General features: G+C 38.5%; 11 protein-coding genes and 1 riboswitch. Of the genes, 5 read left to right on the forward strand and 6 right to left on the reverse strand.

Annotated elements, in window-relative coordinates; all coding sequences use genetic code 11:
* Positions 1 to 82: 82 nt before the first annotated feature.
* A complete protein-coding gene (gloB, locus tag EMK97_RS01360; RefSeq protein ID WP_130598725.1) occupies positions 83 to 880 on the reverse strand; it encodes a hydroxyacylglutathione hydrolase in 798 nt (265 codons plus the stop codon).
* A 132-nt stretch (positions 881 to 1,012) separates the two neighbouring features.
* Here gloB and EMK97_RS01365 point away from each other — a divergent pair, with 132 nt between their 5' ends.
* On the forward strand, positions 1,013 to 1,753 hold the full coding sequence (locus EMK97_RS01365) for a class I SAM-dependent methyltransferase (protein ID WP_130604333.1): 741 nt from the start codon (positions 1,013 to 1,015) through the stop codon (positions 1,751 to 1,753).
* Between the two features lie 176 nt (positions 1,754 to 1,929).
* The gene (locus EMK97_RS01370; RefSeq protein WP_130598727.1) at positions 1,930 to 2,688 is read left to right on the forward strand and encodes a Nif3-like dinuclear metal center hexameric protein; all 759 of its coding nucleotides are present in this window, start codon (positions 1,930 to 1,932) and stop codon (positions 2,686 to 2,688) included.
* A gap of 300 nt (positions 2,689 to 2,988) precedes the next feature.
* Here the strand turns inward: EMK97_RS01370 and EMK97_RS01375 are convergent, their stop codons facing one another.
* Complete coding sequence (locus EMK97_RS01375) at positions 2,989 to 3,711, reverse strand: ElyC/SanA/YdcF family protein (protein ID WP_246028849.1); 723 nt, start codon at positions 3,709 to 3,711, stop codon at positions 2,989 to 2,991.
* Between the two features lie 231 nt (positions 3,712 to 3,942).
* Between EMK97_RS01375 and EMK97_RS01380 the strand changes: the two genes are divergently transcribed.
* The gene (locus EMK97_RS01380) at positions 3,943 to 4,359 is read left to right on the forward strand and encodes a DUF4124 domain-containing protein (RefSeq protein ID WP_130598731.1); all 417 of its coding nucleotides are present in this window, start codon (positions 3,943 to 3,945) and stop codon (positions 4,357 to 4,359) included.
* 57 nt (positions 4,360 to 4,416) lie between these two features.
* Here EMK97_RS01380 and EMK97_RS01385 read toward each other — a convergent pair whose 3' ends face one another.
* On the reverse strand, positions 4,417 to 8,220 hold the full coding sequence (locus tag EMK97_RS01385; protein ID WP_130598733.1) for a collagenase: 3,804 nt from the start codon (positions 8,218 to 8,220) through the stop codon (positions 4,417 to 4,419).
* Between the two features lie 439 nt (positions 8,221 to 8,659).
* Positions 8,660 to 8,863: riboswitch (Lysine riboswitch) on the forward strand.
* 110 nt (positions 8,864 to 8,973) lie between these two features.
* Here EMK97_RS01385 and lysC point away from each other — a divergent pair.
* Positions 8,974 to 10,347, forward strand: a complete 1,374-nt coding sequence (gene lysC / locus EMK97_RS01390) for a lysine-sensitive aspartokinase 3 (RefSeq protein WP_130598735.1) — start codon at positions 8,974 to 8,976, stop codon at positions 10,345 to 10,347.
* Positions 10,348 to 10,463: 116 nt separating this feature from the next.
* Here lysC and EMK97_RS01395 read toward each other — a convergent pair whose 3' ends face one another.
* Positions 10,464 to 10,943 carry a glutathione peroxidase gene (locus EMK97_RS01395; protein WP_130598737.1) on the reverse strand — a complete coding sequence of 160 codons (480 nt, stop codon included), beginning with the start codon at positions 10,941 to 10,943 and terminating at the stop codon, positions 10,464 to 10,466.
* A 154-nt stretch (positions 10,944 to 11,097) separates the two neighbouring features.
* On the opposite strand from EMK97_RS01395, the gene EMK97_RS01400 reads away from it, so the two are divergent.
* The gene (locus EMK97_RS01400) at positions 11,098 to 11,961 is read left to right on the forward strand and encodes an NAD(P)-dependent oxidoreductase (RefSeq protein WP_130598739.1); all 864 of its coding nucleotides are present in this window, start codon (positions 11,098 to 11,100) and stop codon (positions 11,959 to 11,961) included.
* A gap of 18 nt (positions 11,962 to 11,979) precedes the next feature.
* Here EMK97_RS01400 and EMK97_RS01405 read toward each other — a convergent pair whose 3' ends face one another.
* On the reverse strand, positions 11,980 to 13,686 hold the full coding sequence (locus EMK97_RS01405; RefSeq protein ID WP_130598741.1) for a methyl-accepting chemotaxis protein: 1,707 nt from the start codon (positions 13,684 to 13,686) through the stop codon (positions 11,980 to 11,982).
* Positions 13,687 to 14,032: 346 nt separating this feature from the next.
* Entirely contained in the window at positions 14,033 to 15,484 is a 1,452-nt protein-coding gene (locus EMK97_RS01410) for an SLC13 family permease (RefSeq protein ID WP_130598743.1), read from the reverse strand.
* Positions 15,485 to 15,612 lie beyond the last annotated feature (128 nt).

Consider the following 15,612-nt stretch of genomic DNA (forward strand, 5'->3'; position numbering starts at 1 on the left):
TTGTGAAAATTTAAGCTTCCTTACTTACTGCAAGGCACTGTGATGAATAATGACACAGCACCTTAGCATATTTATTCTTATGTTAAAACTTGTCTTTCCATTGACGCATCGCGGTAAAGGTGGCGATATCATCATAAGTTGTGTGCGTTGAATCGCCATGAATTTTCCTTTTTACTGCTTGGCTTTGACAGCGTAGAAAAGGATTGATCTTTTTTTCCTGTTCTATTGTTGTTGGAATACTTGGCTTGTTTTGTTGCCTTAATTGCAGCACGTGTTGTTGATAGGCTAATGTATCTTGGTTGTTGGGCTCAACCGCTAACGCAAAATCAATATTAGCTAGAGTATATTCATGGGTACAATAAACCTTAGTGTGTTCGTGGAGATTGGCAAGTTTAGAAAGTGACTGATACATTTGGCTTGGGCTGCCTTCAAATAATCGACCACAACCGGCAGAGAATAAGGTATCACCACAAAAAACTAAGGTTTCATTGGCATAGGCTATATGACCATGGGTATGTCCGGGTAAATCTATTACCTGAAAACGTATATTTAGCGGTTTTAGCTCTACAACATCATTTTCACTTAGCGAAACATCAATTCCCTGAATATTGTCATTAGCGGGTCCATATACGGTGAGTGCAAGTTGTTTAGCCTGGTTATAGGCTTTTAATGATTCGATGCCGCCTGTGTGATCTTTATGGTGGTGGGTGATCAAAATATCAGTTAAAACTAATTGCTTGGTTTCTATAAATTCAATACATGAATTGGCACAACCCGGATCGACTAGCGCCACATGGTTGTTATCACTATGGGTAATTGCCCAAATATAGTTGTCATTAAAGGCTGGTATACCGGTAATTTGATATTTAGCTGTATTCATTTGATACCATTCGTTATTTCAATAAATTAAGTATAAAAATAAACCGATATTTAGTATGATTACCTTTATATCGGGCAGACGCTCTAATATTAGTATCATAAGCTATTATAGTAAGGTGGAGTAGTTATTTTGATGAAACCAGCCTTAGCTTTTCGACAGCCTCATTATCCTCACTCTTGGCAGGATTTACCTAATGGTGATCTGATAGCCAAGGCTATTGCGCAAGAGCTAGAGCCTTGGTGGCCGAAATTTTTTGGTTATCACTTGATTAAAATTGGTGCTTTAAGCGCAGAAATTAACAGTGACTCTTGCTTGATTAAACATCAATTTAGTTGTACTTCAGCCAAAGAGAATGGCGATATTATTGCCGATATTGATGATCTGCCATTGCTAGAGCATAGTGTGGATGTATGTTTATTAAGCCATGCTTTAGAGTTTTCGTTAGATCCTCATCATGTTATACGTGAAGCAAATCGTGTTTTGATCCCAAATGGCTATTTGGTGATTACCGGTTTTAATCCATTTAGTTTTGTTGGTCTAAACAAATTAATTCCCTACAGAAGACAGCGCTCACCGTGGAATGAGCATTTTTTTACGCCAATGCGAGTGAAAGACTGGCTAAATTTAATGGGTTTTGAGGTGCTAGCTGATCAACGCTGTTTGTATAGTAATTTGCATGGTAAAGCTTATCAAAATAAAGTCAGCCGCCGTTGGAGCTTGTTTGCTAAAAACTATTTAACGAGCTTAGGCTCTATTTATATTATTATTGCTAAAAAGCGTGTCCTTCCACTGACGCCAATAAAACCTAAGTGGCAAATTAGGCCTGAATTTACCCCGGTAAAAGCGACGACTATGCGAGTAGGTAAAAAGTAGTGTGGCTTTATTAAGCTGTACTATTATAAGTACCATTTATATCACTCAGCCTTTTTCTATAAAAATTTAGTTCAATCACGTATTATAGCAACTGCAATAACTATGCTTGCTAGATGAGCGTGCAGTGAATCCAATTGGGATTATGTTAATCACAGTAAATTTTGAGTTTAATAACAATGCAAAGAGCACAATTTGAGCAGTATTTACTGCAATTATTACAACCAGAAAACATTAAAGACTTTGCTCCTAATGGGCTGCAAGTACAAGGTAAAGAAACCATTCGCAAAATTGTTACCGGTGTTACCGCATCGCAAGCCTTGATTGATAAAGCAATCGCAGTAAATGCCGATGCCATTCTAGTACACCACGGTTACTTTTGGAAAAACGAGTCTTATGTTATTCGCGGTATGAAATACAATCGAATTAAAGCTTTGTTGATGCATGACATTAATTTGTTTGCTTATCACTTACCTTTAGATATTCATCCTGAATTTGGCAACAATGCTCAATTGGCGCAATTATTTGATATTGAAGAGGTACAACCATTGGAGCTTGGCAACCCTTATAGTGTCGCAATGCAAGGGCAGCTTAAGCAGGCTATGGTTGCTGAAGAGTTTGCCGAGAAGGTTAACCAAACCTTACATCGCGATTGCTTACATATTGGGGCAAGTAGTAATAAGAAAATAAAAACTATTGCTTGGTGCTCTGGCGGCGGGCAAAGTTATATTGAATTAGCAGCAGAGCAGGGCATAGATGCGTTTTTAACGGGTGAAGTGTCTGAGCAAACAACTCATATTGCTCATGAAATGGATATTCACTTTTTTGCTGCCGGGCACCATGCCACAGAACGATATGGTGTTAAAGCTCTTGGCGAACGTATAGCAAAAGAACTGCAACTTGATGTTTGCTTTATTGATATTGATAACCCAGTATAACTAACCTCAGCTTTACATAAACCATGCGTTTCTAGCGGTTATTTTTACTGACTTCTGCGTTATTTTGAAGAGAAATAGCCAGCTATTCCTAATTCAAAAAGCCTTGAATTCAGACAAAAATATCTGGCTAGAAATTATAAATAGCTATAACCTGCCGATTTGGTTAGGTTTAGCACTATTTCTTATGCAAACCTGAGGTTAACTAGAACCCACACTGCGAACACGTGTTGTTCTTGTCCTAACAAATATCTTTGTTGTTGAAAATAACGATAAAGGACAACACACTTTAATTTAATTCAATTAGTTAAATAAGTCTTTGAGCCATTGCACTATCAAACCTAAACTTTCATACCATGCAATGGTCGTTTGATTCAATTTCCGGCTAGAAGGGATGTAATAGGCCCAAGACTTTTCACCATCAATATTTTTTACCCAGTGGCCCGTTGGTGCCGGTATTGGATATACGCCTTGCGCATTAAAGTAGCCAAGTGCTCTTGGCATATGATCAGCATTGGTTACTAAAATGGCGTTAGTATCTTGAACCCTTGGTGAAATCAGCTGCGCTTCTTCCTCAGTATCTTTGGGAAAGTTTTCATTTATAACTTTGTGCTCTGGTACTCCTAGCATAACTAAAGCTTGCTTGACCTTTTCTGCATTACTGACTGTATCGGCAGCAGAATAACCTGAGGTAATTATACGTGCCTCTGGGTGCAAGTTATATATTCTTAAGGCTTCAACCATTCGTTGTAATGAACAGGAGGCGAGTTCATTTGTTGCCGGTAGATTTTGCGTGGAGGTATGTCGACAGCCCAGTACGATAATGTAATCAATTTTTTTGTTTGATTTTTCATAAACGGGGTGTTGGCTTTCAAGTACATACATAAACCTATCGGAAATAGGAGCCAATGAGCCAAGTAGTAAAATGATAATGGCAAACAGTAAGCAGCGAAAACTTGCTTTGTTATTTTTACCTTTAAAAATTAGCGCTGCTACCAATAATAAAATGACTATATTAATAGGCATAATAATTACTGTGATAACTTTCTTAAGTAAAAACAAATCCATATTTGATATTTTTTAAAATTAATTAAAGCTGTCGTTACTATAGCAATTATTATTTGAGATATCAGTTAATTATTATTTGTTTGCTGATCAGCAGGAAAAGTGCTTTTGCGTTGAAAACGAAATAAACTTTACAGATGTTAAGCTAGCCGATAGTCTTAACCAATATGATTTTAATGAAAGGGATTTGAGATGAGGGCACTGTATTTAGTTTTATTATTTTCGTTGCCTATACAAGCAACAGTGTATAAATGGGTTGATAAAGATGGCAATGTTCATTACGGAGACCAACCTAAGACAAGTGAACAAGCAAAGCAAGTCACGGTAACTTCAAACAATAGTACATTTAATTCAACTGGTGCGAATAAGTGGCAGCAGGAATACAATGAGAACAAGCAAAAAGATAAACAAGCTCGACTAGAGAAGAAAACAGCGGAACAGGAAAAAAAGCAACGTTGTGATGGTTATCAGCGTAACCTGTATACTTATCAGCGTTCAGGTCGCATTTATACCATGACAGCCGAAGGTGAAAGACAGTATATAAGCGATGAAGAACGCGCGAGCAAAATAAAAGAATTATCTAAGCAGCTTAAAAAACAGTGTAAGTAATAATAGTGTGCATTGGTTAAGTTAGCACCTCAATGTTAACTTAACCTGTTACTTGTTTTAGGTGTGCTCTTGTCGTTTATTTAGACTAAACCTTAATGCGATTAATAATAAAAGAAGTAAAATAAAGCCACTGCTACTTGCTTTAGTTTTATAATTACTAGTATCACTATGACGGCTTGGATCATAAGGGTAGTAGTCACCATTGTCGCCTATGCCATCTCCATCTGTGTCCACACTTTCTAGCGGGTTATTTGGAAAAGCATCGCTATTATCGCCAACACCATCGTTGTCGCTATCTTTAGTTTCTAGTGGATCATGTGGAAAAGCATCACTATTATTACCAACACCGTCATTGTCACTATCTTTTGTTTCTAGTGGATCATGTGGAAAAGCATCACTATTATCACCTACGCCATCGTTATCACTATCTTTAGTTTCTAACGGGTCAAAAGGGAAGGCATCGCTATTATCACCAACACCATCATTGTCGCTATCTTTAGTTTCAAATGGGTCAAGCGGGAAGGCATCGCTATTATCACCAACACCATCATTGTCGCTATCTTTAGTTTCAAATGGATCAAAAGGGAAGGCATCACTGTTGTCACCTACGCCATCGTTATCACTATCTTTAGTTTCTAACGGGTCAAAAGGGAAGGCATCACTGTTGTCACCTACGCCATCGTTGTCGCTATCGGCTGTTTCTGTAGGATCTAGTGGAAATACATCGTCTAAATCGTTAACACCATCACCATCAGAGTCAAAGCTGGTAGGCTCGATAATAAACTCATTAGTGACATTTTGCTGTGATAGTATCGCTACACCAAGACATTGTTGATTTTCATCGGTTAAAGCTATTCTACGTTTACCATACCAAAAATCTGCTTGATAGCTGTCACCTTTGGCTAAACTGGCGTATAAGTTGTTTGTTAGTATTTCGCCGGTATTATTGTCAATTCTATACACATTGATAACGGTATCTGAATTATTGGTAACTGATAAACGGTAACTTTCATTCGCTATTAAGTGTTTTTGTACAAGCTCGCAGCTACCAATTTCATTATCATCAGGTAACTCCTCAGCAGCTGCGGCATGGGCAATGGTATTTTCATCAATAGTAAAATTTGAAAGCGCTTGCTCGGTAACTCCAACGGCTAAACAATTAAGCCTAGCATCAGCCACCATTACTCGGCGGTTACCATACCAAAAATCTGCACTATAGCTTTCGCCATATGCTAGCGTGGCATATTTATTGGAGTAAATTGGCAATCCTGTTTTATCGTCAACTCTAAAGATAAGCACAGGATAGTTTGTTGTGTTTGTAATCGAAAACTCGTGAGCAAAATCTAGTGGGATATGGCTTTGCATTAAGTCGCATTGACCTAGTTCATTGGCTTCTGGTAGCTCTTCTACATGAATATCTTTTACATCTTCTGCGTCAATAGTAAATTCATTGCTGCTATGCGTTAGTACTGCAACAGCAACACAGTTTCGGTTTTGGTCTGTTAGCATCATTCGATCAGATTGCAGCCAAGCATTGGAACTAAAAGTATCTCCTTTTAAAAGCGTTTGATAATTTTTGCTTTGATGGGTTTTTCCTTTGGTACTGTCTATCCAAAATAATGAAATAGGTGTCTCTGTATTATTAGTGATGGTAAATGTTTCTGCATAAGGAGCATCATATTTTCTTGCATACTGTTGCTCTAGCTCACAAGTGCCTAAGGTGTTTTGTGGAGGTATTTGTGCAGATACAGCTGGTAAGGCTTGTGAGTTTGCTAAAACGAAAGCTTCAAAACCTGCTTCGGCCATATCACTAATTTGACGTAATTCACTAAGATAAAACGCTTTATCGCCTGACTGAAGTGCTAGAGTTAGATTTTGGATTGCACTTGGATAGTTTTCGAGTAAAAAACGGATCGCAAAATAGCTCCATTGGTATAAAAAGTCATATTCATATGACATGAATAAAACATTATATAATGGTGGCACATGTTGATCTTTTATTGCATTGAGCGTTCTTGGGTGCTGGTCACCAAAGGCTAAATATTCCGCTAAACCTTCAGCCCAGGCTACATTGTAATTATAAAAGCCAAAACCGTTAGATTTTATATAGCGTCCATCTAAGTAATGAAAATATTCATGTGTTAAATTATAAATATCATTTTCGGCTTCACAGGAAACGCCAACCCAAGCTTTAGGGCATTGCATTGCAATAAATCGAGCCTGATTGTTATTATCAGCAGGGTTTCCTTCTAAGTAGATGCCACCATTATTTGTATCAATATTAAAAAACTCACCCGCGTATTGTTCGTAGTCACTGGGGCTTGCAAAAACGACAACTTCAAGATGCTCATTAAAATCGCCAGAAAGTGGCCCGGTGATTATAGGGAACACTTGATGAAAGCGCGCTTTTGCTTGTTCAAGTGTTTGGCATGATTTTGTTAATGTTTCTGTTGTAATAGAGGATTGTGCTCTAATGGTGATATTGGCATTACATTGGTGACTAACTGTTAAAATATCTTCTTCTTTAGGTGGTTGCCAGCAATAGCCAGTTAACGGATCGTTTTCATCACAAACGCGATTAGCTCTTTCGATAAAGTGTTTAGTGATCATTCGCTCAAGGTAATCAATCGATACCTCGGGTGGGATTGCGCCATGAATTTCTTTAAAAATCCCATCTATTCTCGCTTTAGCGTCATCATTAGCTAAAGTATGTACTAGCCCTAAGGCATAGTAACTGTAATAAGTGAACCATGTTAAGTCATACTCAGTGCTCCAGCGTCTATCAAGTGAGGTTTCTCCAAGTAAAGTGAATGATCTCAGAACCGATAAAACTGATAGCATTTGCTCATTGATTGCATTGTTAACACCGGAAGAACCTAATGTAATGGCATAATGTAAATCGACAAAAACTGCCATGAGCGTATCGGTAGCACCTGGTAAAGCGTAAGGGCTTTGTTGTAATGAAAAATATTGAATTATGGCTAACAGATGCGGTAGGTGTTGTTTAAAGTAGTTTGTATGGTTGCCGTATTGAAAAACAAACAGGTTGCTAGAGTATAAGTCATGTATGATACTTGCTTCAGCACTTGCGCTGATAAAATCATTCATATCTGCTACTGCAAGTAAAGCATGGTTAACATCAAGTGCTTCTTCATCAGATATACTTTCGCCGTAGCGAGCATAATTTTCAATGTAAGGTATTAGTGCTGCAAGGCTTGGATGCGTTATATCATCTTGATTTGCTAGAAAGTGAATTGCAGCCGCCACATCGGCTATTGAACCTGGATTTTGCTGGGCTATATTGGCATATTCACTGGTGCTTGCAGCGATTATCGTTTGAACAATAGCTGAAAATTCATTTTCATTACTAAGTATTGGCTCAGGTATATCTACGGTAATGTCAGTATCAAATACTACAAAGTCGCCTAAAGGTGGTGGGATATCCCCCCCTGCAACAGAAACATGTAATGTCATTTCACTGACATCACCACCTAGATGAAAGTATCTTGTGCCTGCTGGAGAAATAAAACTAAGGCTTTCATTATTACTATCAGGTGTATTTACACTGCTTTCAACTTCATCCAAGTTCCATGATTGCCCAGAATATAACGTTATGGAAGCATCAAGGAAAGGGGTATAGTTGCCACCACTGGTAGTTATAGTGACTTGGCTATTATTGTATGGAATGTTTATCCAAAGGTAATGACCATAATCTGTTAAACAATAGCTTGTATTTGCTTCGACTAGTGTTTGTCTATCGAGCGTTTTTTCGCCACAAAGATCAGCAGCGTGGGCTGTTGGTAGTAGATATTGTGCGACGATAGTAATTAGGCTAAGTAGTGTTAATACCCGTCTATTCATAAGTGAAACCTCCAAATACTGAGCTCCATCTCATGAAATTCATTTATAACCTTGCAATATATTTTATATCATAAGTGTTTTAAAAGTTACATCAGATAACGATTGAGTAACAAATTAACAGATTAACTAATTGCTAAGTTCAATAGTAGACAATGAAACAGATAATGGCGGAGATTTAAGAAAAAAGTTATATTTTTAGCTAAATTAGTCACAATTTTTCTGGCGTTAACTTAACTAATTGATAGCTAATAGTACAAATTAATTGGTTACTAGAAGCTGGTTTTGTTTAATTTATTTTTTCCCAAATTCCTGATTTAAGAATTATGTTGTCCTTATTGTAAACTTTTATTTTTTGGACGTCTAAAAGGCTATTGCTATTTTGATGGATATAAGGTTAAATAGACGCGCTTTTGATAGATACTTCGAATATTTATCGATTGGCACCAGAAGAGGTGCGGTAGCTAGGTAGATAACGTTATACCCAGAGTATACGGAACCACATTCCATAAACGTTATTGAGGGAGACTATCGCCGAGGATGTTGCATGTGTGGCGTGCAATATTCGGTCACTAAGGTTGAATCCTTAGGGCTGTCACCTGTAGTAATTGTTATTTACAACAAAAGGTGGAGAGCTTCTGGCTGAAAAAGTTAACTTTCTAATTATGTCATTGAATTGGTATAAATAACTGCTCAGTCATGCTCTTCCAATATTTAGGTAAATCCTAGGTATATGTTAATTGGGAGAAATTTCTTTTGAATTCAAATCAATCTTCATCGTTTTCATTAACGGTAGCCAAGTTTGGCGGAACCAGTGTTGCTGATTTTGACGCCATGCTGCGATGTGCAAATATCATTAAAAGTAGTACAAGTAATCGTGTTGTCGTTGTTTCGGCCAGTGCTGGTGTAACAAACTATTTAGTTCGTCTTAGTCAGGAAAATGTTGCTCTCGCTGAGCAAGAAGAAATTATTGCTAACATAGGCGCCATTCAATTTAATATTACCCAACATCTTGAAGCGACAGTTGAAGAGCAACTTAATAGTGAAATAAATCAGTTGTTGGATGAGTTGTCGCAACAAGCGTTAAATCAATCACAGCAATTCAGCGCTAAAACTGCTGATGCCATTTTATCTTTTGGTGAGCAGTTTAGTTCGCGTATTTTTGCGCAAGTACTACGCTCAATAGATGTTGCTGGTGAATACTTTAACGTTCAACAGGTAATGAAAACCAATAGCTTATACGGTAAAGCCGTTGTTGATGAGCAACAATTAAAGTCAGCTTGTCAGCAACTTTTAGCACCAAAGTTAGTAGACAGTGTCATTGTAACTCAAGGCTTTATTGGTCAAGATGGTCTTGGCAACCCAACAACCTTAGGTCGTGGTGGCTCTGATTATAGTGCTGCGTTATTAGCTGAAGCGTTAGACAGTGATGATTTAGCGATTTGGACAGACGTTACTGGTATTTTTACCACAGATCCTCGCATTACTTCGCAGGCGAAAGCAATTAAAGAAATTAGCTTTGGTGAAGCGGCGGAAATGGCAACATTTGGCGCTAAAATTCTCCATCCTGCAACCTTAATACCTGCTATGCGTCACAATATTCCTGTCTTTGTTGGTTCCAGTAAAGAGCCTGAAAAGGGCGGTACCCGTATTAAACAACAAGTTGAATCATCACCGACATTTCGTTCAATCGCACTGCGACGAGAGCAAACCTTAGTGACAGTGAAAAGCCCGGCAATGTTACATGCTAGTGGTTTCCTGGCTCAGGTATTTGCTATTTTAGCGAAACATGAATTAAGTGTTGATTTGATCACCACCAGTGAGATCAGTGTTGCATTAACTTTTGATAACCCAAGTGGTACAACGCAAGCGCTGTTAACTTCAACGGTTGTTGAAGAGTTAGAGCAGCTTTGTGAAGTTTCTGTTGAACATGGCTTATCATTGGTTGCTGTTATTGGTAATGGTTTAGATAGTGCAAGAGGCATAGGGCAGAGTATTTTTGAAAAAATCAATGACACGAATATTCGCCTAATTTGTCATGGTGCGAGTGCCAATAATTTATGCTTTTTGGTGCAAGAGCAAGAAGCCAATCATGTTGTTGAAACTTTGCATGACACATTATTTGCTTAGTTTGATAATAACTTATGAGCAGCTAAAACGTTAGTTGCTCATAAGTATTTTTTATACTTTTACGGCTTGCTGGCGGTAAAAAATCTAGCTAATTTTTCTGCTATTTTTGCTGTAAGTTAGAGTATTGCTTTTATATCTGCTTCAAGTGCTTCTGGCTTGGTTAGAGGCGCATAGCGTTGAATCACTTGACCTTGTTTGTTCACTAGAAACTTAGTGAAATTCCATTTGATAGATTTTGTCCCTAATAAGCCTGGTGCTTGTTCTTTTAAATAAGTATAAAGTGCAGCTTCGTTTTCACCATTGACATCAATCTTAGCAAATAGCGGGAAACTGATGTTAAAGTGCAAGTCACAAAAGGCTTTGATTTCATCATTGCTGCCGCTTTCTTGTTGTTTGAACTGATTGCATGGAAAGGCTAAAACGTCAAATCCTTGGTTATGAAATTTTTGTTGAAGCTTTTCTAGTCCTTCATATTGAGGGGTAAAGCCGCACTTGCTCGCAGTATTGACAATAAGCAAGGTTTTACCTTGGTATTGAGATAGCGGTTGTTCTACACCTTTATAATCATTAACACTAAATTGGTAAATTGATGTCATTATCTTTTCGTTATAGTTAAGTTAATTTTGTTCACTTTAAATTGTGCCCAGTAAAATTGCAAAGTGTTAAGACAAGCACAGTAAAGTTAAGTACACTATTTTAATTTAGTTAAGTTTTATTTAGTTCTTTATTTAGTTAAGTTTGGAAAATCATATGAAGTTAGCATTTATCGGTTTAGGTGTTATGGGATACCCGATGGCAGGTCACTTACAAAAAGCAGGTCATCAAGTTTGTGTTTACAATAGAAATCAAGAAAAAGCTAAGGCGTGGCAAGCGCAATATCAGGGGAAAATGGCTGCAACACCTGCATTAGCGGCACAGGGCTGCGATATAGTTTTTTGCTGTGTAGGCAACGATGATGATGTTAGGCAGGTAGTTTTAGGTGAGCAAGGTATCTTAGCTGGCCTACCTAAAGGAAGTGTCTTAGTTGATCATACGACAGCGTCAGCAGATTTAGCGATTGAGTTAGAGGCGCTTTGCCATGAAAATGGTCAAGCATTTTTAGATGCTCCGGTATCGGGTGGTCAAGCGGGCGCTGAAAACGGTGCTTTAACTGTGATGGTTGGTGGTGATAGTGCAGTTTTTGCTAAGGTAGAGCCAGTAATGGCAGCTTATGCAAAATTTAGCCAGCTAATGGGTAAAGCCGGAAGCGGGCAGTTGGCGAAAATGGTTAATCAAATATGTATCGCTGGCGTAGTTCAGGGACTTGCTGAAGGATTTAGTTTAGCGAAACAGGTTGGTTTAGATGCCGATGCTTTAGTTGCAACTATATCAAAAGGTGCGGCAGGCTCATGGCAAATGGAAAATCGCTATAAAACTATGTTTGCGGGAGAATTTGATTTTGGCTTTGCAGTTGATTGGATGCGCAAAGATTTAGCCATAGCCTTTGCAGAAGCGGATAAAAGAGGGGTCGAGCTACCAATGACTAAAATGGTTGATGGTTTTTATCAAGAAGTTCAAGCGCAAGGGGGCAACCGCTGGGACACATCAAGTTTGATTGCTCGCTTTAAAAAATAGTAGTTAACTGTACACGAGTTATTCTTGAGAGAACTTTTGTAGCTGTCTATTAATTGCGTTGACTGCTTTATTAATTTCCTCTGCTGTCGCTAATAGCTGCTTGCTACTACTGCTTGCCGTGGAGGAAACATCCTTGATCGTCGCAATACTTTGATTAATATCGTTGCTAACTGCGGCCTGTTGTTCGGCGGCAGTCGCTAGTTGTATATTTTGTGCTTGAATATTATTGATAAGGTTACTCATTTCGGAAATAGCTTCATTGGTTTCCAGCGCTTTTTGGTTACTTTGTTTTATGCTTTCATTACCTTGGTTAATTGAATTAACTGCCGACTTTGCACCACTTTGTAGTTGTGTGATCATGGCATCAATTTCTTCGGTAGATTGTTGAGTTCTACTGGCCAATGTTCTTACTTCATCAGCAACAACGGCAAAGCCTCGACCTTGCTCTCCGGCTCGCGCTGCTTCAATTGCTGCATTAAGTGCGAGTAAGTTGGTTTGCTCTGCGATACCTCGAATAACCTCCAAAACACTACCGATATTTTGGCTATCTGCTTCAAGTTGATTTACGACATTTGAAGCGTCATTCATCATGCTAGTTAGCTCATTGACAGAATTGATACTTTGTTCAATGACTTTTTGACTTTGTTGGGATTCTTGCTGAGCGGTTTGTGAGTTTTCCGAAGTACTAGCAGCTATTTCTGCCATTTCTTGTGTCGATGCTTTCATATCTGTCATAGCATTAGCGACTTGGTCAGCTAAGTCTTGCTGATTTAGTGCACCGGACTGGGTGTCATGTGAGATTGACTCCATGGTTTGCGTTGTTTGTTGGAGTTGTACAACTTGTTTGTTAATTCCCGTTAAGGTTTTACTTAATTGATTGATAAAACGATTAAAGGCAATAGCAATATTGCCTATTTCGTCTTTTGGACTCTCGTCAAGGCGCTTGCTTAAATCGCCCTCACCATCGGCTATGACTTCTAGTGCGGTACTCACTGTTCTTAAACGATTTGAAATCAACTTTCGAAACATGAAAAACAGTAAACCAATCGTCGCTAGCAATGCTAATATCATTAACATGGCGATAGATATATTAAGTGTTCTTGCGTCAGCAAGTTGCTCTTCGATTGGGACTTGAACTTCTAAAACACCTCGCACATCGTTTAGCTGCCAGTTATTTTTAGGGGTATCAGGATGGGAGTTATGACAATTAACACACCCTTGCTGACTCATGGTATCAGCAACAGCCACCCTGACAATTTGTTTGCCATCAATTGTTTGTGTTACAGCAAAAGTGTCATTCGGGGTTAGTTTTAGTGCTTGCCATGCTTGTTGAGCAAAGTCATCAAGTTGTCTGTTTGTTCTATTTGGAAAAGGAAAGGGACTATAGAGCTTTAAGTTGATGATGCCTTTCTTATTAAATTCTTCGCTAAGTTCGTGAATAAAGGTCGCTGGCAGTGGTATTTTATCTTGTTGACCTTTGTGTTGATAGTCAGGGCTAAGACCGCTTATAGGAATGACCTTTTTTATAATGTTTTGCGTGTAGTATCCTCTAATTGTTTTATATTGTTTTACTGTTAATTCGGCAGAACGTATTGCCGATTCAATGGCATTATTTTTGGTAAGATTAGGCACATAATAGCTTAGTACAATGAAGATCAAGACAAAGATAATGATCAAGGGAGTAAATAATCGGGTACTGAGTTTATCTTGAAAGGCAATGGCCATAAATCACCTACCAACCTTAAAGGAGAAAAGTTTTAGGGGCTATGTTTAATTATTGTAGTTCAGCATTAATGGATGTGCTTATGAGCAACATGAATTGCCTTGGTTAAAGAGTATCGAGCGCTAATATGAATAGAGTATCAGCTTTTATTTTCTTACAGCGATAGTCATACTCAGTGCTTGTTCAAGCTAGTCTAAAGAAGCAACAACAACTAGCGCAGATACTATAAAAAGATAGATAAATATAAGAAAAATACCGACCCAAATGCTGGTAAAAGATATGCCTTAAGCATAGATAATGGCTATGCTTAGGGCATTAGTCTGAAGTGATTTACTACGTAGGCTACAGTTACAGGTTAAAAACCATAGGCACAGTTGTTAACATCAATAAAGCAATAATGGCAATTGCGGCGATGTTAAGCCATAAGCCAGCCCTAGCCATATCTTTGATCCGTAATTCTCCAGAGCTAAATACGATGGCATTAGGTGGTGTGGCAACTGGCATCATAAAGGCGCAACTTGCTGCTAATGCGGCGGGAATGACTAGCATCATAGGACCGTCGGTTAAAGTTACTGCGATTGGGCCAAGTAAAGGTAAAAAGCTGGCAGCGGTTGCGGTATTGCTGGTGACTTCTGTTAAGAATAATATTGTTATGGTAACTACCAGTATTGCAGCAATTACCGGGAAGGTTGACGTTGCTTCTAGTTGTGTAGCGATATAAGCGGCAAGGCCTGATTTTTTAATTAAGCTTGCTAAGGCTAAACCACCACCAAATAAGAGTAACACTCCCCAAGGTAATCTTTTGGTATCGTCCCAGGCTAAAATACGAATATCTTTTTTACTATCAACTGGCACAACAAATAATAATAGCGCCACTAGCATAGCAATGCCGGTATCAGAAATCGCTAGCCCAGTTGCTTTGGCAATCAGGGGTCTAAATATCCAACCAAGTGCGGCAAAGGCAAAGAAAAATAACACTAATTTTTCCCCTTTACTCATTTGTCCTAACTCTTGCAATTTATTGTTGAACATAGTGTGGGTGTCGACCTGTTCACCTGTATTCACTTGATAGCAGACCTTAGTTAAGATAAACCAGCAAAGTATTAATAATACTGTGGTTAATGGCACGCCGACAATCATCCATTGGGCAAAGCCAATTTCAATATCATAACTGTCTGCTAAGTAAGCCGCCATCAGGGCGTTAGGTGGTGTACCTATCAAGGTTGCTAAGCCACCTATGCTGGCAGAAAATGCAATGGCAAGTAGCATAGCTTTTGAAAAGCTTTCGTGATTATCGCCATGTTGCTTTTGTTTGACCATTTCAATAATGGATAAGGCAATGGGTAGCATCATCACGGCTGTTGCCGTATTAGACATCCACATAGATAAAAATGCCGTGACTAACATCAGGCCACCAATTTGATGGCTTGGCTTGGTGCTCACTAATGACATGGCTTTTAAAGCTATACGTTTATGCAGATTCCATCTTTCCATGGCAATCGAGATAAAGAAACCGCCTAGAAATAGGAATATTAGCGGGTGTGCATAAGATGAGGTTGTCACCTTGATGGGGGCAATACCGACAATTGGCGCAACAATTAATGGTAAAAAGGCTGTCACAGATACCGGGGTGGCTTCAGAGATCCACCAAGTAGCCATCCATAGTGCTAAACCTAAAGTATGCCATGCTGTTACAGACATACCTTCAAAAAAAGGTGGCGTTAATAAGGTCATAAGCATTAAGGCTGGACCGAGTATTAACATAGGCAACGGGGTTGCTTTCTCTTGGGTGTTATTCATAACTTTCCTCTCATATTATTTTTTATAATCGTTTTAAGGTCTCAATAGCAAAGTCATTGCCATGTTTTTATCTTATTGTTTTGTAGGGTAATTATTGTTTTGTTGTGTATTGTTTTGCCTGTTTTAGT

The sequence above is a fragment of the Litorilituus sediminis genome (genome assembly GCF_004295665.1).
Taxonomy (GTDB): Bacteria; Pseudomonadota; Gammaproteobacteria; order Enterobacterales; family Alteromonadaceae; genus Colwellia; species Colwellia sediminis.

Excerpts from the sequence above, each read along its gene's own strand:
- EMK97_RS01375 (WP_246028849.1), bottom strand. The coding sequence starts at position 3,711 with ATGCCTATTAATATAGTCATTTTATTATTGGTAGCAGCGCTAATTTTT.
- EMK97_RS01410 (WP_130598743.1), bottom strand. The coding sequence starts at position 15,484 with ATGAATAACACCCAAGAGAAAGCAACCCCGTTGCCTATGTTAATACTC.
- EMK97_RS01395 (WP_130598737.1), bottom strand. The coding sequence starts at position 10,943 with ATGACATCAATTTACCAATTTAGTGTTAATGATTATAAAGGTGTAGAA.
- EMK97_RS01400 (WP_130598739.1), top strand. The coding sequence starts at position 11,098 with ATGAAGTTAGCATTTATCGGTTTAGGTGTTATGGGATACCCGATGGCA.
- EMK97_RS01405 (WP_130598741.1), bottom strand. The coding sequence starts at position 13,686 with ATGGCCATTGCCTTTCAAGATAAACTCAGTACCCGATTATTTACTCCC.
- EMK97_RS01370 (WP_130598727.1), top strand. The coding sequence starts at position 1,930 with ATGCAAAGAGCACAATTTGAGCAGTATTTACTGCAATTATTACAACCA.
- EMK97_RS01385 (WP_130598733.1), bottom strand. The coding sequence starts at position 8,220 with ATGAATAGACGGGTATTAACACTACTTAGCCTAATTACTATCGTCGCA.
- EMK97_RS01380 (WP_130598731.1), top strand. The coding sequence starts at position 3,943 with ATGAGGGCACTGTATTTAGTTTTATTATTTTCGTTGCCTATACAAGCA.
- EMK97_RS01365 (WP_130604333.1), top strand. The coding sequence starts at position 1,013 with ATGAAACCAGCCTTAGCTTTTCGACAGCCTCATTATCCTCACTCTTGG.
- gloB (WP_130598725.1), bottom strand. The coding sequence starts at position 880 with ATGAATACAGCTAAATATCAAATTACCGGTATACCAGCCTTTAATGAC.